The organism is Streptomyces sp. NPDC023157, from assembly GCF_055560575.1.
Window position 1 is genome coordinate 84508 of sequence record NZ_JBVHIL010000010.1, and the last position, 17912, is coordinate 102419.

General features: G+C 74.3%; 15 protein-coding genes. 6 read left to right on the forward strand and 9 right to left on the reverse strand.

What is annotated here, in order from left to right:
- Window positions 1-2: 2 nt before the first annotated feature.
- Entirely contained in the window at window positions 3-1049 is a 1047-nt protein-coding gene (locus tag ACZ3ZE_RS31130) for a GDSL-type esterase/lipase family protein (RefSeq protein WP_442305928.1), read from the forward strand.
- Between the two features lie 41 nt (window positions 1050-1090).
- Here the strand turns inward: ACZ3ZE_RS31130 and ACZ3ZE_RS31135 are convergent, their stop codons facing one another.
- The 7 genes from ACZ3ZE_RS31135 to fmt all read right to left on the reverse strand — a co-directional run bounded on the left by ACZ3ZE_RS31135 (window position 1091) and on the right by fmt (window position 8109).
- Entirely contained in the window at window positions 1091-2533 is a 1443-nt protein-coding gene (locus ACZ3ZE_RS31135; protein ID WP_361169298.1) for a GuaB1 family IMP dehydrogenase-related protein, read from the reverse strand.
- A 105-nt stretch (window positions 2534-2638) separates the two neighbouring features.
- The gene (locus ACZ3ZE_RS31140; protein ID WP_363291327.1) at window positions 2639-2980 is read right to left on the reverse strand and encodes a barstar family protein; all 342 of its coding nucleotides are present in this window, start codon (window positions 2978-2980) and stop codon (window positions 2639-2641) included.
- Window positions 2967-3482 carry a guanyl-specific ribonuclease gene (locus ACZ3ZE_RS31145; RefSeq protein WP_363291328.1) on the reverse strand — a complete coding sequence of 172 codons (516 nt, stop codon included), beginning with the start codon at window positions 3480-3482 and terminating at the stop codon, window positions 2967-2969. The genes ACZ3ZE_RS31140 and ACZ3ZE_RS31145 overlap by 14 nt, the downstream gene beginning before the upstream one ends.
- Before the next feature lie 85 nt (window positions 3483-3567).
- On the reverse strand, window positions 3568-4617 hold the full coding sequence (locus ACZ3ZE_RS31150) for a sugar-binding transcriptional regulator (protein ID WP_123954411.1): 1050 nt from the start codon (window positions 4615-4617) through the stop codon (window positions 3568-3570).
- 195 nt (window positions 4618-4812) lie between these two features.
- A complete protein-coding gene (gene rpe, locus ACZ3ZE_RS31155) occupies window positions 4813-5496 on the reverse strand; it encodes a ribulose-phosphate 3-epimerase (protein ID WP_361169308.1) in 684 nt (227 codons plus the stop codon).
- Between the two features lie 107 nt (window positions 5497-5603).
- On the reverse strand, window positions 5604-7025 hold the full coding sequence (locus ACZ3ZE_RS31160; RefSeq protein ID WP_361169312.1) for an RsmB/NOP family class I SAM-dependent RNA methyltransferase: 1422 nt from the start codon (window positions 7023-7025) through the stop codon (window positions 5604-5606).
- 151 nt (window positions 7026-7176) lie between these two features.
- Entirely contained in the window at window positions 7177-8109 is a 933-nt protein-coding gene (gene fmt / locus ACZ3ZE_RS31165) for a methionyl-tRNA formyltransferase (protein ID WP_361169315.1), read from the reverse strand.
- 322 nt (window positions 8110-8431) lie between these two features.
- Here fmt and ACZ3ZE_RS31170 point away from each other — a divergent pair, with 322 nt between their 5' ends.
- Window positions 8432-8950, forward strand: a complete 519-nt coding sequence (locus ACZ3ZE_RS31170) for a hypothetical protein (RefSeq protein ID WP_361169318.1) — start codon at window positions 8432-8434, stop codon at window positions 8948-8950.
- A gap of 84 nt (window positions 8951-9034) precedes the next feature.
- On the opposite strand, the gene ACZ3ZE_RS31175 is transcribed toward ACZ3ZE_RS31170, so the two are convergent.
- A complete protein-coding gene (locus ACZ3ZE_RS31175; RefSeq protein WP_467261567.1) occupies window positions 9035-11182 on the reverse strand; it encodes a primosomal protein N' in 2148 nt (715 codons plus the stop codon).
- Between the two features lie 182 nt (window positions 11183-11364).
- Here ACZ3ZE_RS31175 and ACZ3ZE_RS31180 point away from each other — a divergent pair, with 182 nt between their 5' ends.
- From ACZ3ZE_RS31180 to ACZ3ZE_RS31195, 4 genes are read left to right on the forward strand one after another with little or no spacing between them, the layout of a single operon-like run.
- Entirely contained in the window at window positions 11365-12708 is a 1344-nt protein-coding gene (locus tag ACZ3ZE_RS31180; RefSeq protein WP_467261569.1) for a helix-turn-helix domain-containing protein, read from the forward strand.
- Window positions 12701-13444, forward strand: coding sequence for a toll/interleukin-1 receptor domain-containing protein (locus tag ACZ3ZE_RS31185; protein WP_361169327.1), 744 nt, complete (start codon window positions 12701-12703; stop codon window positions 13442-13444). The genes ACZ3ZE_RS31180 and ACZ3ZE_RS31185 overlap by 8 nt, the downstream gene beginning before the upstream one ends.
- Window positions 13441-15354 (forward strand): hypothetical protein, encoded by a 1914-nt coding sequence (locus ACZ3ZE_RS31190; protein WP_467261571.1) that lies wholly within the window; start codon window positions 13441-13443, stop codon window positions 15352-15354. The genes ACZ3ZE_RS31185 and ACZ3ZE_RS31190 overlap by 4 nt, the downstream gene beginning before the upstream one ends.
- Window positions 15355-15409: 55 nt before the next feature.
- Entirely contained in the window at window positions 15410-16567 is a 1158-nt protein-coding gene (locus ACZ3ZE_RS31195; protein ID WP_467261572.1) for a hypothetical protein, read from the forward strand.
- A 79-nt stretch (window positions 16568-16646) separates the two neighbouring features.
- Here ACZ3ZE_RS31195 and metK read toward each other — a convergent pair whose 3' ends face one another.
- Window positions 16647-17855: a methionine adenosyltransferase gene (gene metK / locus ACZ3ZE_RS31200; protein ID WP_329418953.1), complete on the reverse strand. Its 1209-nt coding sequence runs from the start codon at window positions 17853-17855 to the stop codon at window positions 16647-16649.
- Window positions 17856-17912: the final 57 nt, after the last annotated feature.

Consider the following 17912-nt stretch of genomic DNA (forward strand, 5'->3'; position numbering starts at 1 on the left):
ACGTGAGCTGGCTGGAGCCCGCCCCCTTCCTGCGCGGCACGGCCTGGCTGGACGGCGACCGGCCGGTGCGCGCCGACCCCGACGACCTGGAACGGCTGCCCCGGGACATCGCCGAGCGGGCCGCGCTGCCCATCGGGGTGCGGGTGGAGTTCACGGCGGCGCCGGGCACCCGGGCCGTGGAGCTGCGGTACCGGGCGGCGCTCCCCCGGCCGGGGGACGCGCTGCGCGCGCTGCGGCACGGCTTCGCGCTGTGGCAGGGCCGGCGCTGCCTCGCCGAGGTGTTCGCGGAACCGGCGGAGGAGAACTCCGTACTGCTCGAACTCCCGCCGGACGGCGGCGAGTTCACGATCCACCTCCCGGAGGGCCAGGCGCCGGTGGTACGCGGCCTGCGGCCGATCGGCGGCGCCCTGTCCCCCGCGCCCCGGCGCCCTCGCTGGCTGGTCCACGGCGACTCCATCACCGAGGGCTGGTGGTCGACCCGCCCCGCGCACTCCTGGCCCGCGACGGCGGGCCGGACGCTCGGCCTGGACCCCGTCAACCTCGGCTTCGCGGGCGGCGCGCGCGGCGAACTCCCGCTCGCCGAACACCTCGCCCGGCTCCCCGGCGAGCTGATCACCCTCGCCTTCGGCACCAACTGCTGGGGTGCCGTGCCCTGTTCGGCCCCGCTGCTGCACGAGACCACCCGCGCCTTCGTCACCCTGATCCGCCGCGGGCACCCCGACACCCCGCTGCTGTTCCTCTCCCCCGTGCTGCGCCCGGCGGCCGAGCGGACCGGCAACGCCCTGGGCGCCACCCTGGCGGAGCTGCGGACGGCCATGGAGGAGGCCGTACGGGGCCTCGTGGCGGCCGGCGACACCCGGCTGGCCCTGCTGCCCGGCCGGCCGCTGCTCGGGCCGCAGGACCTCGCCGACGGGCTCCACCCCAACGACCGGGGCCACCGGCGGATCGCGGCGGCGGTGGCCCGGGAGCTGCGGGCGACGGGTTTCGCGGCCCCGGGAACGCCGCGGGCCCCCGGGAGGGATCTCCCGGGGGCCCGCGGTCGGCTCTAGCGCACAGGCTTCGCCACCGGCTCCAGAGGAGCCGGGGAGCGTCAGCTCCAGCTGGCGTGCAGCGGCTTGCCCTCCGCGTAACCGGCGGCGGACTGGATGCCCACGACCGACTTCTCCTCGAACTCGGCGAGGGAGGCGGCACCGGCGTACGTGCAGGAGGAGCGGACACCCGCGATGATCGAGTCGATCAGGTCCTCGACGCCCGGACGCTGCGGGTCGAGGAACATGCGCGAGGTGGAGATGCCCTCCTCGAACAGCGCCTTGCGGGCGCGGTCGTAGGAGGACTCGTCGCTCGTGCGGTTCCGGACGGCGCGGGCCGAGGCCATGCCGAAGGACTCCTTGTACGCACGGCCCTGGGCGTCGTGCTGGAGGTCGCCCGGGGACTCGTAGGTCCCGGCGAACCAGGAGCCGATCATGACGTTGGAGGCACCGGCGGCGAGCGCCATGGCGACGTCGCGCGGGTGCCGGACACCCCCGTCGGCCCAGACGTGCTTGCCGTACTTCTTCGCCTCGGCGGCGCACTCCAGGACGGCGGAGAACTGCGGGCGGCCCACACCGGTCATCATGCGGGTGGTGCACATGGCGCCGGGGCCCACACCGACCTTGATGATGTCCGCGCCGGCCTCGATGAGGTCCTTGACGCCCTCGGCGGCGACGATGTTGCCGGCCACGATCGGGACGTGCGGGTCGAGCCCCCGGACGGTCCTGATCGCGCTGATCATCGACTCCTGGTGGCCGTGCGCGGTGTCGATGACGAGCGTGTCCACGCCCGCGTCGAGCAGCTGCTTGGCCTTGCCCGCCACGTCGCCGTTGATGCCGACGGCGGCGGCGATGCGCAGGCCGCCCTTGGCGTCGACGGCCGGGCTGTACAGGGTCGCGCGGAGCGCGCCCTTGCGGGTGAGGATGCCGACGAGCCGGCCGTCCTTGTCGACGGCCGGGGCGTAGCGGCGGTTGGCGGCGTCGAGGGTGTTGAAGGCCTCGCGCGGCTCGATGTCGGCGTCGAGGAGCAGCAGGTCCTTCGACATGACCTCGGAGAGCTGGGTGAAGCGGTCCACACCGGACAGGTCGGCGTCGGTGACGACACCGATCGGACGCCGGTCCTCGTCCACGACGACACCGGCGTCGTGCGCCCGCTTGGGCAGCAGGGACAGCGCGTCGGCGACGGTCTGGTGGGGCTCCAGGACGATGGGGGTGTCCAGGACGTGGTGGCGGCTCTTGACCCAGCCGATGACGTCGGTGACGACCTCGATCGGGATGTCCTGGGGGATGACGACCAGGCCGCCGCGCCGGGCGACGGTCTCGGCCATGCGGCGGCCGGCGATGGCGGTCATGTTGGCGACGACCAGCGGGATCGTCGTACCGGTCCCGTCGGGCGAGGAGAGGTCCACGGCCTGTCGGGAACCCACGGCCGAGCGGCTCGGCACCATGAACACATCGTCGTACGTGAGGTCGTACGGCGGCTTGACGTCATTGAGGAAACGCACGTGCTGACATCCCAGTCGTTCGGATCGGCCCCTAGGCATTTCAGCCAGGGGAAAAAGCACGTAGTTCATTGTCCCACGCCTGTACGAATACCAGCCCCGGGCGAATCATCCGAGGCTCGCGGGAGGCCTTTCGTCGTTTCCTCCGAAGATCTCCCCGAGGGAGAGGAACACGGCGAGGCGCGCGGGGCGCTCCTCGACGGCCGAGGCGAAGACGTCCTGGGCGAGCCGCCACTCGCGCGGGTGGGTCCCGGCGTACTCCTGCCAGCCGGTGACGACGAGCGCGACGGGCTCGGGCAGGTCGGTCAGACAGTCGGCGAGGGCGTCCCAGTTGCGCCCGAACCAGTCGGGCAGGGCGAGCGCGGTGGCGCAGCGCTCCATGAAGGCGCCCTTGTCGGCGACCCCGTACAGGTCGAGGACGACGGGGTCGCCGAGCTCATCGAGCCTCATCCGCGACCACCTCCCGGAAACTCTCGTAGTGGTCGTCGGTGTAGTACACGTCCCCGTCCCGTCCGGTCACGATCCGCCGGGCCCCGCGGTCGCGCTCGCCGGGGGTCCGGACCGTGTACTCGTGGTAGTAGCCGCGCTTGTGCTGCGGCAGCACGCGCTCGAAGTTCGCGAACACGGTGCCGTCCTTGGCGTACGGGAAGGGGCCGCCGCTCCTGATCAGCGCGAGGGTCCGCCGGGCCTCGGCGGGCAGTGCGGCCTCGTGGACGACGGGGAGCCGCGAGAAGCGGGTCGGGGCGGCGCCCGGACTCCGTGTGCCCGGGGGCGGGGCGGCCGCCGTGGTGCGCGAGGGGCCGGCGGTGTGGGAGGGGCCCGTGGTGGTGGTGCTCGTGGTGGTGCCGGCGCCGGTGCCCGTGGCGCCGCCCGTTCCGCCGGAGCAGCCGGTCAGCAGCAGCGAGAGCCCGGCCAGCAGGGCGAGCCCGAGCCGGGCGCATCGCAGGATCATGCCCCGATGCTGCCACCGACCGCCGCCGCCGACACGAACGCCCCGCCGGGTGAGCGGCGGGGCGTGTCGAAGCGGGGGTGCCGGGTCAGATGCCGTCCGGGTCCGCGCGGTCGAGGGCCGGGCGGGGGCCCGGGCTGGACTCGGTGAGCAGGTAGTCGGCCGCCGAGCGGTCCGTCACGAGGCTGGTGACCAGACCCGAGCGGAGCACCGCGCCGATCGCCGCCGCCTTGCGCTGGCCGCCCGCGATGGCGACGACCTCGGGGATCCGGCGCAGCCGGTCCGCCTCGACGGTGATGCACCGCTCGCCCAGGTCACGACCGACCCGGCGCCCCTCCGTGTCGAAGAGGTGCGCGGACATCTCGGCGGCGACGCCGAGCGACGCGTAGTGGGCGCGCTCCTCGTCGGACAGCATGTCGTGGACGGTGGAGATGCCCGGCTCCCAGGAGCCGATGGAGACGCAGGCGACCGTCACCTTGTCGAAGTACTCGAAGGCCCGCGCGATCCCGGTCTGGCTGCGCAGCGCGGCCGCGGTGGCCGGGTCCGGCAGCAGCATCGGCGCGTAGATCGGGTGCGCCTCGCCGCCGGAGACCTGGGCGGCACGCCGTACCGCCTCGACCGAGCCGCGCTCGGCCGTGCCCGCGTCGTAGACGCCGGTGAGCTGGACGACGGTGCAGGGCGGCAGCCGGTCGAGCGCCGCCGCCATGTGGATGGTGGAACGGCCCCAGGCCAGGCCCAGGACGTCCCCTTCGGTGACCAGCTCGCCGAGCAGGTCGGCCGCGACCTCGCCGAGGTTCTCCGGGTCGGGCGACTCGTCCTCGCCCTCCGCCGGTGACTCGACGACGACGGCGTGGCGGAGCCCGTAGCGGGCGCGGAGCGCGTCCGAGCGCTCGGCGTCCAGCTCCGCCGGTACGCGGATCTCGATGCGCACGAGGTCGCGCTCCAGGGCGGTCTCCAGGACCCGGGCCACCTTGAAGCGGCTCACGCCGAACTCCTCGGCGATCTGGATCTTGGACTTGCCCTCGAGGTAGAAACGGCGGGCCATGGCCGCCGCCTGCACGAGCTCCGCGGGTCCCATCCGCAGGGCTGACCGTCCCGCCGACATACCCGCCACCGCGATCTCCTCACTGCTGTTCACGTACGGCTGCTCACGTGCTGCGTGACACTTGCTGCCACCACGTCACACTGTCGTCACACTTCTCACCGGGGCTGACGTGCCCGGTCCCGTTCACACTCCGGACTCACCGTTCATCCTGTCAGATCCGGTGGGTCCTGTTCGGTTCTGTCGGCGGCCCGACGGGCCGCGTTCATGTACCGGAGGTCCGTTGGCGGCTCAGTGGCCACACGCCCAGGCCGCCGAGGCCGTCGCGGTCTCCGCACGGGCCCGCAGGGAGCGCACGGCGGCGGCCGGGTCGGCGGCGCCGTAGACGGCGGAACCGGCCACGAAGACGTCCGCGCCGGCCTCGGCGCACCGCTCGATCGTGGACTCCGCGACACCGCCGTCGACCTGGAGCCACAGCTCCAGACCGTGCTTCGAGATCAGCTCACGGGTGCGGCGGATCTTCGGCAGCATGATGTCGAGGAAGGACTGCCCACCGAAGCCCGGCTCGACGGTCATGATCAGGAGCATGTCCAGCTCGGGCAGCAGGTCCTCGTACGGCTCGATGGGCGTGGCCGGCTTGAGCGCCATCGACGCCCTGGCCCCCTTGGCCCGGATCTCCCGCGCCAGGCGCACCGGCGCGGCGGCGGCCTCCACGTGGAAGGTGACCGACCCGGCACCGGCCTCCACGTACTGCGGCGCCCAGCGGTCCGGGTCCTCGATCATGAGGTGGCAGTCGAGCGGGGTGTCCGTCGCCCGGCTCAGCGACTCGACCACCGGCACGCCCAGCGTCAGGTTGGGCACGAAGTGGTTGTCCATCACGTCGACGTGCAGCCAGTCGGCCCCGTCGACCGCCTTCGCCTCTTCGGCGAGCCGGGCGAAATCCGCGGACAGGATGCTGGGATTGATCTGCGCCATGTGCCAAGCCTGCCATGTTCTTGAGCACTTCTTTGCCGCGAAGCGGTTCGGGTACGAAGGAGGAGGTCCCGTACTGGTACAGACCAGGTGATTCCGCCGCCCGGGTGTCAGGCGGTACGGCGGATCAGCGCCAGATACATGGCGTCCGTACCGTGCAGATGCGGCCACAGCTGTACGTCGGGCCCGTCGCCGAGCTCGGGGACACCGGGCAGCAGCGGCCGGGCGTCGATCAGTTCGGCGCCGCCCACCTTCTTCAGGACGTCGTCGACGACGACCCGGGTCTCGGCCAGGTGCGGGGAGCAGGTCGCGTACCCCACGACACCGCCGACGCGCACGGCCCGCAGCGCCTCGGTCAGCAGCCCCCGCTGCAGCGGGGCGAAGCCGTCCAGGTCGGAGGGGCGGCGGCGCCAGCGGGCCTCGGGACGGCGGCGCAGGGCGCCGAGCCCGGAGCAGGGCACGTCCATCAGGACCCGGTCGAAGACGCCCTCGCGCCACGGCGGGCGGGTGCCGTCGGCGGCGATGACCTGGTACGGGCCGGGGTTGCCGGCCAGGGCGCGCTCGACCAGCCGGGCGCGGTGCGGCTGCTTCTCCGAGGCGAGCAGGGCGGCGCCGCGCTCGGCCGCCAGGGCACCCAGCAGGGCGGCCTTGCCGCCGGGGCCCGCGCAGCCGTCGAGCCAGCGGGCGTCGGAGCCGTCGAGGGGGGCGTTGGCGAGGGCGATGGCGACGAGCTGGCTGCCCTCGTCCTGGACGCCCGCGCGGCCCTCCGCGACGGCCTGGAGGGCGCCGGGCTCGCCGCCCTCGGCCAGCTTCACCGCGTACGGCGACCAGCTCCCGGGCTCGGTCTCGGCGGCGTCCGCCAGTTCCTCGGTGGTGGAGCGGCCGGGCCGGGCGACGAGGGTGACGGCGGGCCGCTCGTTGTCGGCCTCCAGGAGCGCCTCGATGCCGGCGCGCCCGCCGCCGAGGGAGTCCCACAGCGCGGAGACGACCCAGCGGGGGTGCGAGTGGACGACGGCGAGGTGGTCCTCGGCGTCGGCGTCGTACGGCGGCGCGACCCGCTCCACCCAGGTGTCGAAGTCATCCTGCGCGATCTTGCGGAGCACCGCGTTGACGAACTTGGCCCGTCCGTCGCCCAGCACCACCCGGGCCAGCTCGACGCTGGCGGAGACGGCGGCGTGGCTCGGGATACGGGTCCCGAGCAGCTGGTGCGCGCCGAGCGCGAGCACGTCGAGCACGGGCGGGTCGACCTCGCGCAGCGGCCGGTCGATGCAGGCGGAGATGATCGCGTCGTACGTCCCCTGGCGGCGCAGCGTCCCGTAGACGAGCTCGGTCGCGAGGGCCGCGTCCCGCGCGTCGAACTTCTCGGGTCCCTCCGTCTCCCGGGCCTTCTTGAGGAGCGGCGGCAGGACCAGGTTCGCGTAGGCGTCCCGCTCGTCCACCGCCCGCAGCGCCTCGAAGGCCAGGATCCGGACGGGGTCCTTCTTGGGGCGCCGGTAGGGCTTGGGGGTACGGGGACGTGCCTGCTCGCTCAAAGGTGCTCCGCGTGAGAAATGAACCGGTGTCGGTGGAGAGGGGTGACCGAAGGAAGGGTGAACGGGGGACCGGCACGTGGCCGGGCGGGGGACGGCCGGGAGCGCCGCCCCGGCCCTCCCAGACTACGTCCCCGTGTCCGCCGCGGTGGCGTCAGGCGCCGAGCCGCTCCCCCGCCGCGATGCGGACGCCGCGCGCCCAGTCGGCCGCCTTCATCGGCTTCTTGCCCTGGGGCTGGACCCACAGCAGCTCGACCGCGTGGGAGCCGGTGCCGACGTACACGTTGTTCTTGCCGACGGCGAGCTCGCCCGGGGCGAGGTCGGTGCGGTCGGTGACGAGGGCGGCCTGGATCAGCTTGAGGCGCTCGCCGCGGAAGAGGGTCCAGGCGCCGGGGGCCGGGGTGCAGCCGCGGACGACGCGGTCGACCCGGAGGGCGGGGGCGGCGAAGTCGACGTGGGCGTCCTCGACCTGGATCTTCGGGGCGAGGGTGATGCCGTCGGCGGGCTGCGGGACGGCCTTGAGGGTGCCGTCCTCGATGCCGTCCATCGTCGCGGCGAGCAGCCCGGCGCCCGCGAAGGCGAGCCGGGTGAGCAGGTCGCCGCTGGTGTCGGTGGGGCGGACGTCCTCGGTGACCACGCCGTAGACGGGGCCGGAGTCCAGGCCCTCCTCGATCTGGAAGGTGGAGGCGCCGGTGACCTCGTCGCCGGACATCACCGCGTGCTGCACGGGCGCCGCGCCGCGCCACGCGGGCAGCAGCGAGAAGTGCAGGTTGACCCAGCCGCGCGCGGGGATGTCGAGGGCCACCCGGGGCAGCAGCGCGCCGTACGCGACGACGGGGCAGCAGTCGGGGGCGATCTCCCGCAGCCGGGCGAGGAAGGCCTCGTCGCGGGGCCGCGCCGGCTTGAGGATCTCGATCCCGGCCTCCGCCGCCCGCTCGGCGACGGGGCTCGCGACGAGCCGCCGCCCACGGCCGGCGGGCGCGTCGGGGCGGGTGACGACGGCGGCCACCTCGTGCCGCCCGGAGGCGAGCAGGGCGTCCAGGGCGGGTACGGCGACCTCGGGGGTACCAGCGAAGACGAGCTTCACGCGGGAAAACCTCGCATCTAGGGGCGAACGGGGGTACCTCCCTGCGCGAGCGAAGCCGAGAGCTCGGGGGAGGGCAGCGCACCAGTCTAGGCCGGGTCGCGGGCCGGGGCGCCCCGGTCCTTCCCCCGCCCCGGAGCGGGGGAAGGACCGGGGGCCGCGGGAAGGGGGCGTACGCGGGGACGAGCGCCCTGCGCATATGCGTGTACGCCCCCGCAGCGTGACCCAACCCCGGGTGGCGCGTTGGTCAAGAGAGATTGACCGAATCGGGTCGCCCCTCCCCCAGCGGCCCGCCCCTTTTCACGCCGGTTCGAGAGGCTTATCCATGGCCGACCACGCAACCCACGACGCCCAGGCCCGGGCGAGTCTGCACCTGCTGGTGCGGGACATCGAGCGGGTCCGGCGGCAGGTGGACGCACTGCGCACGCTGACGGCCCAACTGGGCAATGTCTACCGCCCTCGCCGCTCCGCCCCGTCCACGGGCTTCGTCGTCTACGGGCGCGCGCCCGCCCCCACCGTCCGCCTCGCCCAGGAGCTGCGGGACAGCGTCGAGACCCTGGTGACGGCGGCGGTGGACTTCGACCGCTCCCTCGGGTTCTCGTGGGACGCGGTGGGCTCCGCGCTCGGAGTCACCAAGCAGGCGGTGCACCGCCGCTACGGTTCCCGCCGCGCCCCGCAGCCGGGCGCCGCCCTGGAGCCGGAGCGCACGCCCGAGCCGGCCGCGGCCCGCACGCTGCCGGTGGTACCCCCGGCCCGCAGCATGCCGCCGCAGCCCACCTCGGGCAGCCAGACCCTCCGCGAGGAACAGCGCCCGCCGGCCTTCCCGGCCCCGCGCAACGGCTGACCTCCCCGCAGCCCGAAGGCCGCCGGTCGCGTACGGGACGCGAGGGGCGGCCTTCGCCGTGCCCGTGGGTGTCCCGCTCAGCGCTCAGCCGATGTCCGGCGGATCCACCCGCACCCGCACCGGCTCGCCCCCGCCGCGTGCGAGACGGGACGCCTGGGCCTGCTTCAGCGCCAGGGCGAGGGCGGCGCCGCTACCCGGCGGTACGCGGATCAGGGCGCGGTCCCACTGCTCGCCGGGCGGGGTGTCGCCGGGCCGGCGCGGGCCGCCGAGGCGGGTGACGGGGAGCGGGACGGGACCGAGGATCTCGGCGTCCGGGGGCAGCTCGGCACCGGCCAGGAAGGCCGCGAGGGCGTCGGGGGGCCCGGCGACGGCGGCCATCCGGGAGACCGGCGGAAAGCCCAGCTCGGCCCGCTCGGCGAGCTCCCGCTGGGCGTGGCCGACGGGGTCCCAGCGCACGAGGGCCTGCACCGGCCGCAGGGTCGGTTCGGCGACGACGACGACGGTGCCGCCGTCCTCCTGGCCGCGGACGAGTGAGGCCGCGTCGATCCAGCGCCGCAGCGCCTCCTCGCCCGCGCGCAGGTCGGGCCGGCCGAGCATGGCCCAGCCGTCGAGGAGCAGGGCCGCGGCGTAGCCGCCGTCGGCGACGGGCTCGGCGCCGGGGGTGCTCACGACGAGGGCGGGGCGGCCGGGGACCCGGTCGAGGACGTGGTCGCGTCCGGAGGTGCGTACGGGCACGGCGGGGAAGGCCCGGCCGAGCTCCTCGGCGGTGCGCCGGGCGCCGACGACCTGGGCCCGCAGCCGGTTCGAGCCGCACTCGACGCAGTGCCAGTCGTCGGCGCCGCGCCCGCACCAGCCGCAGCGCAGGGCCTGCTGCTCGGGCGCTTCGAGGGGCCCGGCGCAGTGCCGGCAGCGGGCGGGCGTGCGGCACCGCTCGCAGGCGAGGCGGGGCACGTAGCCGCGGCGCGGCACCTGGACGAGGACGGGGCCGGTCTTCAGCCCCTCCCGAACGATCTGCCAGGCGAGGGTGGGCAGCCGGGCGGCACGGGCGGCCTCGTCGCGGGCGAGGTCGGTGTCGCCGACGGTCCGTACGAGGGGGGCGGCGCTCCGTACCTGGTCACGGCCGGCGGCGAGCGGCTGGGCCCAGCCGGTCTCGACGAGCTGGGCGGCCTCGACGGTGCAGCTGGTGGAGCCGAGCAGGAAGGCGCACCGGTCGTGGGCGGCGCGCAGCAGCAGGACGTCACGGGCGTGCGGCTGGGGGGCGTGCGGTTCGCTGTGGCTGCTGTCGCCGTCGTCCCAGATGACGGCGAGCCCGAGTTCGCGGACGGGCGCGAACATCGCGGCCCGGGTGCCGACGACGGCACGGACGGCACCGCGCCGGACGGCGAGCCACTGGGCGTACCGCTTCTCGGGACCGGCCTCGGCCGTCAGGAGGGCGTGCCGCCCGTCGCCGAGGAGCTCGGTGAGCGCCTGGTCCACACGGTCGGCGGCGCGCCCGTCGGGGACGACGACGAGGGCGCCGCGCCCGGAGGCGAGGGTGGCGCCGACGGCACGGGCGATCTCCTCGGCCCAGAGCGGCCCCGGCAGCGCGTTCCAGACGGCCCGGGGCGCCCCGCCGCGCGCCAGGGCGTCCAGGAACGCGGCGCCCCGCTCGTACCGCCGCCAGCTCCCCGCCTCGGGCGCGGGCGGCGGCGGCAGCGGCGCGGGCGAGGGGCGGCCCTCGGCGCGGGCGCTGCGCGGCGGCACGGCGAGCTGGAGCACGTCGGCGAGGCTGCCGGCGTACCGGTCGGCCACCGCGCGGGCGAGCCCCAGCTGCTCGGGGCCGAGCACGGGCTCGGGCGAGACGACGTCGGCGAGCGCGGCGAGCGGGCCGGAGTAGTCCGAGTGGGCGCGCCGCTCCACGAGGAACCCGTCGATGAGCCGCCCGCCCTCCCGCCGCCCGCCCCTGACCTGATGCGCCCCGGCCCCGAACCGCACCCGCACCCGCACCCCCGGCCGCGCGACCTCGTCGAGCTCCTCGGGCACGGCGTAGTCGAAGAACTGGTCGAGGTGGAGCACCCCCTTGTTCACCACGACCCGCGCCACCGGCAGCTCCTTGGCCAGCGCGGCCCCCCGCCACGTCCGGGGCTTGGCCCGCGGCACCTTCGCCGCGCGCACGGTCTCCCGAATGAGCGCGAGCTGCTCGGGCTCCCCGTCCCCCACAGCCGCCTCGGCCTTCTCGTTCTCGCTGCTCACAGCCTCATACCTACCAGACGCCACCGACAGTGCCCCGGTGCAGGGGATCGGCCATGCGCTGGCCGAATCGGCGCTCTGTCCGCCACGCCGGTGCGAATGGAAACGTGAAACAGCTCCGACCGCCTTGTTGCCGCTTCACGAACGGACCCAGGCTGTCACGTGGAACGAGGAGGGGAGCGAAGGTGAACAGCTTGGCGAAGTTCGGCCCCGAGCTGCGCCGGAGGCGGCTGGCGGCCGGTATGACGCTGGACGGCCTCGCGGCCCGCGTGCACTACAGCAAAGGGCAGTTGAGCAAGGTGGAGACGGGCCGGCAGCAGCCGACTCCGGAGCTGGCGCGGTTGTGCGACGGCGCCGTGGGGGCGGGCGGCGAGCTCGCCGCCCTCGTGCCGTACGGGCCGGGGGTGCCGCGGCCGAGCCGGCGTCTGGTGATGGCGGCCGGTGCCGCGTCCGCGCTCGCGCTGGGCGTTCCGCTCGCGGGCGCGGCGGAGGCGGTCCCGCACGCCGGACCGACGGGGGCGGGCGGCCGCACGGACCCGACCGCGATGACGTACGCCGCGGGGACGGTGGACCCGGCCGCGATGGCGGACGCCGTCGGCGGGCCGCTGCTCGACGGCGTGCGCGCCCTCTTCGGGGAGTTCCGCCGGCTCGGCCAGACCGCCCCGGCCACGCTCGTCCTCCCCTCGCTGGCCGCCCAGGCCCGCACGCTGCCCTCCCTGGCCCGTACCTCCGGAAGCCGCACGGCACAGGGCCTGTACGTCCTTGCCTCCCGGTACGCCGAGTTCACCGGCTGGATGGCGCAGGAGAGCGGTGACGACGGGTCGGCGCTCGCGTGGACGGACGCCGCCGTGCGGCTCGCCGCGGCCGCCGGCGACCGGGACCTCGCGGCGTACGCCCTCGTGCGCCGGGGACTGATCACCCTCTACGGCGGTGACGCCAAGGCCACCGTCGAGCTCGTCCAAGGCGCGCAGGCCGGCCGATTACCGGCGCGCATCCGTGGCCTGGCCGCCCAGCGCGAAGCCCAGGGCCACGCGCTCGGCGGCGACCGCGACGCCTGCCTGCGCGCCCTCGACCGGGCCCGGACGCTGCTCGACCGCGCCGCGACCGCCGGACCGGACGGCCTGCCCGTGGTCGGCACCACCCACGTCGGCGATCCCGTCTCCATGACGACCGGCTGGTGTCTGCTCGACCTCGGACTGCCACGGCAGGCGGCGGAGGCCCTCGACCGGGAGGTCGCCCTCATCCCGGAGCACGCCCTGCGCACCCGGGTGCGCTACGGGGCGCGCCGTGCGCTCGCCCACGCCGTGGCGGGTGAGGTGGACCACGCGTGCGCGATCGCGCTGCCCCTGCTGGCCGGGGGTGAGGCGCTCGCCTCCGCGACGATCCGCGTCGATCTGCACCGGCTCTCCCGTGTCCTCGCCCGGCACCACAGGAACGCCGCCGTGCGCGCGCTCTCGCCGCAGCTCACGGCCGCACTGCACGACACCGTCCACCCCGCCGTCGTACGAGAGGCAGTCCCGCATGTCTGAGATCTTCATCAACTACCGGACCGGTGACGGGAACGAGATCGCCGCCCTGCTCGACCAGGGCCTTTCCCAGCGCTTCGGCCGGGATTCCGTGTTCTTCGCCGGGCGGTCCATCCGCCCGAGCCAGAGGTACACCCGCGAGTTGCTGACCCATGTCCGACGGAGCAGCGTCGTGCTCTCCGTCATGGGGCCGGAGTGGCCGACCCACCCGGACCTCCACCAGGAGAACGACTGGGTCCGCAGGGAGCTCCTGGAGGCGTGGCAGTGCGGCATCCCCGTGATCCCCGTCATCCGGGGCCGCCGCACGGACCGGCTGAACGCCGGGACCCTGCCGCCGGAGCTGGCCCATCTGGCGGAGTTGCAGTCGCTGCGCATCGACTCGCCCCACCACGACCGGGACGTGCGGGAGATCGGCGACGCGGTGGCCGAACTCGTGCCCCGCCTGGCCACACGCGACTCCCGGCCCGCCGGGCCCGACCCCGAGACGCCGGACACGACGCACAACTCGATCAACGGCGGCAACAGCGGCGTCAGTCTCCAGGCACGCGATGTCGGCGAACTCGGCACGATCATCACGGGCCCGACCGGCCCGGTCCACACCGGCCCGGGCGCCCAGAACAACCACACCCACCGCCCGACGCTCTCCGGCGACGGGGCCGCGTATGTGGCGGGGGACAACCACGGGGGCATCTCGCACCGCTTCGGCCGCGCGGAGAGGGACGAGGCCGACGGCCGATGAGCGGAGCGTCCTTCACGGGGGTGCAGAGCGACGGCGGGCCGGTGCACACCGGTTCCGGCACTCAGCACAACCACTTCAACTTCCACGAGCCGAGGACACCAGGGGCTCCGCCGCTCCGCCCGCTGGCCGTGGACCACCTCGCCTGGCTGCACCGACGGTTCGTCGATCCCACCGGCATGGGCAAGGCGCGGGAACGCCTGGAAGGCCAAGGCACCCTCCTGCTCGACGCGGCGCCGGGCAGTGGGCGCAGCGCCACGGCCCGGATGCTGCTGCACGGACTGAAGGGGCCGCGGCCTCCCAGGCAGCTCCTGGGGGACGAGGGCATCGCGCCGGATCTGGCGAACGAGCACCTCAGCGACGGCGACCGCCTGCTGCTCGACCTCACCGAGGCCGAGCAGCCGAAGTGGGAGCTGGTGCACGACCGGCTTCCCTCCTTCCACCAGTCGGTACGGGAACGCGGCGCCCATCTGGTGGTGCTCCTCCCCCGCCAGGCCCATCCGCTGAGCAACGAGGTGGCGGCCTGGCTGCACACCATCGTCCGCCCCGAGGGCATGCGGGTACTTCTGCGCGCCCTGCGCTGCGCGGACTCGCCGATCGTCGGAAGCCCCGACGAGCTGCCGTCCACCGTCCACACGTACGTGGCGGGTGACCCGCCACTGCGTGACATCGCCCGCCTCGCCCGGCTTCTGGACGAGGCCCGGCACGCCGAGCCGGCGAAAGGGGTGGAGCGTTGGTGCGCCGTCGCGCTCCAGAGCCTGCACCAGCTCGCCACGACGGTGAAGGGGGCGGTGGACAAACTGGACGCGGGCCCCGACCGTGCCCTGCTGCTCACCGCGGCGATGATCCCCGGCTCCCGACCCCATGTGCTCCACGCCGCCGGTGAGGAACTGCTGCGGGCTGTCCGGCATCCCGCCGACGAGCGTCCGCTCCTTGAGCGCGAGTGGCTGTCGCAGCGTCTGACGGCCATCGACGCCGCAGTGCGCCCCGACGGCTCCGTCTCCTTCAACAAGCCCGACTACGCGCCCGCTGTCCGCGCCCACGTCTGGACCCACATGCCGGCGCTCCGGCAGCCCATGCGGGCCTGGGTCGAACGCACGGTCCGGCTCCCCTCGCTCAGCTCCGACGAACGCGACGCGCTTGTCGCCGGCTACGCCGAGCAGTCCCTTCGGACGGGGGACCCCGGGGATCTCCTCTCCCTGGTGAGGAGATGGTCCCGGTGGGACGAGCCCTGGGCGGTCCAGGCCATGATCCAGGCGCTCGGTCACGGGCTCAGCGACGCGGGGACCGGGCGGACCTTTCGTCAGCAGATCTACGACTGGGCCAAGGAGGAGGACATCCCGCCGGGTCGTGCCCGGGCGCTCGTGGTCGTGTCCGCCGAGGTCATCGCCGTGAGCCACCCCCGGCAGGCGCTGGTGCGCCTCCACCACCTGGCACGCCGGACCGGCCGGGCCCCGAAAGCCGACCAGCGTCTCCTGGAGCTCGTGACCGCGGACCGGCAGCTCCACCGGCACATGCTCCACCGCCTCGCTCGGGATCTCCCCCAGCACCCGTGGCAGGCCGACGTCACCCTCTTCCGCGCCTGCGCCGCCCCACCCCACCTCATCGCACCGCGCGAAGACCGCCCGCCCCTCCTCGACCGCCACGACGTCCGCACGGCTCTCACCACCGCCTGGCGCGCCCTGTGCACCCGGCGCGCCGAGGCCGAATGGCTGCCCCAGGCAGAGGAATGGCTGAGCGCCGCCGACGCGGACCGCCGCTACGGGGACGTGCTGCTCGATGTCCTCGCCTGGGCTGCCCGGCACAGCCCCGGCGCCGTGGCACGGCTGTACGTCCTGTCGCTCCCACACCCGTGCAGCGGGCGGCTGCGCCGGAGGCTCGACGCCGCGCAAGGACTCCGGCCGGCTCGCTGATCCCCCACCCGACACCCGTCTCGGAGGCACCACCATGAGTTCAGGACACAAGACCATGACGGCTTTCCTCACGCTCATCGGCGCCCTGGTGATCGTGATCACCGGGCTCTGCACCCGATGGGCATGGTGGGCGTGGCCCGCCGCCTTCGGTGCGCTCCTGGCCGTGGCGGCGGCCGTGCTCGTCGGTGAGCGCAGACGGCGACCACTGATCCCCCGGGAGTTCGTCCTCGAACCCGACCTGCCCATCCCGCCGATCGAGCGCTGGGAGAAGGTCGTGCGCAACGTCGCGCTCCCCAGCCTCTCCCCCGATTACGACTTCCTCGTCACCGCCCTGGTCCGCTGGGTCCCGGTGGACGTGCCGCACGGCGCGCCGGAGGTCAGCAGTGCGGGGCTCGCGGTGGACGCCGTGCTGTCCCGGGCACGGGTGATCACGGTCGAGCAGCCGCCGCAGCGCGCCAGCCTGGTGCAGCACCAGCTGAGTGGCGAGCTGGCGACGATGCTGCCCGATCCGACCGGCCGGGTCCTCGCGATGGCCGAGAACCTCGTGGTGACGCTGTCCGACGCGGACCGGGAGCGGCTGGAGAAGCTGGCCTCGGTGCGGAAGGACGAGGCGGTCTGGGAGCACGAGCGCAAGTGGGAGCAGAGCAAGCGGGCCTACCTCGGCAAGGACGTGCTCACCTCCACCGGCAGCGCGGTGGTGTGGTGGCTGGCCAGGAACGACGACAAGGTCGACAAGGCCGTGGCGGACATCGGCCTGCTGGCCCAGCTCACGGCGGTCGCCAATGACGAGCCGGTACCCGAGCGGCTGCACGGCTTCCTGGGCGGTGTCGGCGAGGAGGACGGGCCGGGGGCTGATCCCGTCGACGCCGAGGGGCAGGTCGGGGACGCGGCCGGGCAGGACGGGGACGCGGCCGGGACGTTCGCCGCCGGCCTCGCACGGTTCATGGATGATTCCGGTCTCGACGAGGACGACCCCCGGAGGTTGTTCTTCGCGCGGCGGGTCGCCGACGACGCCAGGGCCACGGGAGTGCCCGGGGCCGAGGCCCTGGCGGGGATGGCCGACGAGATGGAGCGCGGCTTCCGGGAACCTCCTTCGGACGGGGAGGCGCCCGGGGGCGCCGAGGCCGGAGGGTCCCAGGAAGGCCCTGGCATGGGCCGGCGCCGGGACCACCCGTCCTCCGACGAGCGCGACCTCGGCGACGACCGCTGGTAGACCCGCCCCCGCACACACCGAAGGCCCGGCACCCCCCAAGGGGTCCCGGGCCTTCGTACGACTGCCGTGAGGCGTGGGGTCAGATGCCCGCGGCCTTCTTCAGGGCGTCCACGCGGTCGGTGCGCTCCCAGGTGAAGTCCGGCAGCTCGCGGCCGAAGTGGCCGTAGGCGGCGGTCTGGGAGTAGATCGGGCGGAGCAGGTCGAGGTCGCGGATGATCGCGGCCGGGCGGAGGTCGAAGACCTCGGCGATGGCGTGCTCGATCTTCTCGGTCTCGATGGTGTTGGTGCCGAAGGTCTCGACGAAGAGGCCGACGGGCTCCGCCTTGCCGATCGCGTACGCGACCTGGACCTCGCAGCGGGAGGCGAGGCCCGCGGCGACGACGTTCTTGGCGACCCAGCGCATGGCGTAGGCGGCCGAGCGGTCGACCTTGGACGGGTCCTTGCCGGAGAAGGCGCCGCCGCCGTGGCGGGCCATGCCGCCGTAGGTGTCGATGATGATCTTGCGACCGGTGAGGCCGGCGTCGCCCATCGGGCCGCCGATCTCGAAGCGGCCGGTCGGGTTGACCAGGAGGCGGTAGCCGTCGGTGTCCAGCTTGATGCCGTCCTCGACGAGCTGCTTCAGCACGTGCTCGACGACGAACTCGCGGATGTCGGGCGCGAGCAGCGACTCGAGGTCGATGTCGGAGGCGTGCTGCGAGGAGACGACGACCGTGTCGAGGCGGACGGCCTTGTCGCCGTCGTACTCGATGGTGACCTGGGTCTTGCCGTCGGGGCGCAGGTACGGGATGGTCCCGTTCTTGCGGACCTCGGTGAGGCGGCGGGAGAGCCGGTGGGCGAGGTGGATCGGGAGCGGCATGAGCTCCGGGGTCTCGTCCGACGCGTAGCCGAACATCAGGCCCTGGTCGCCGGCGCCCTGCTTGTCGAGCTCGTCCTCGTCACCCTCGACGCGCGACTCGTAGGCGGTGTCGACGCCCTGCGCGATGTCCGGGGACTGCGACCCGATGGAGACCGAGACGCCGCAGGAAGCGCCGTCGAAGCCCTTCTTCGAGGAGTCGTACCCGATGTCGAGGATCTTGTTGCGGACGAGGGTGGGGATGTCCGCCCAGGCCTTGGTGGTGACCTCGCCGGCCACGTGCACGAGGCCGGTGGTGATCAGGGTCTCGACGGCGACGCGGGAGGTGGGGTCCTCCTTGAGAAGCGCGTCGAGAATGGTGTCACTGATCTGGTCAGCGATCTTGTCAGGGTGACCCTCGGTGACGGACTCCGAGGTGAACAGACGACGGGACACAACGCTCCCTGGGGTTGCAGCGGCTGCTGGCTACTCGTATGCGGACCGGCAGGGGGC

What these genes read in the sequence shown, in the direction of transcription:
- ACZ3ZE_RS31190 (WP_467261571.1), top strand. Translation starts at nt 13,441, where the DNA reads ATGAGCGGAGCGTCCTTCACGGGGGTGCAGAGCGACGGCGGGCCGGTG.
- ACZ3ZE_RS31145 (WP_363291328.1), bottom strand. Translation starts at nt 3,482, where the DNA reads ATGATCCTGCGATGCGCCCGGCTCGGGCTCGCCCTGCTGGCCGGGCTC.
- ACZ3ZE_RS31195 (WP_467261572.1), top strand. Translation starts at nt 15,410, where the DNA reads ATGACGGCTTTCCTCACGCTCATCGGCGCCCTGGTGATCGTGATCACC.
- ACZ3ZE_RS31185 (WP_361169327.1), top strand. Translation starts at nt 12,701, where the DNA reads ATGTCTGAGATCTTCATCAACTACCGGACCGGTGACGGGAACGAGATC.
- ACZ3ZE_RS31170 (WP_361169318.1), top strand. Translation starts at nt 8,432, where the DNA reads ATGGCCGACCACGCAACCCACGACGCCCAGGCCCGGGCGAGTCTGCAC.
- ACZ3ZE_RS31140 (WP_363291327.1), bottom strand. Translation starts at nt 2,980, where the DNA reads ATGAGGCTCGATGAGCTCGGCGACCCCGTCGTCCTCGACCTGTACGGG.
- rpe (WP_361169308.1), bottom strand. Translation starts at nt 5,496, where the DNA reads ATGGCGCAGATCAATCCCAGCATCCTGTCCGCGGATTTCGCCCGGCTC.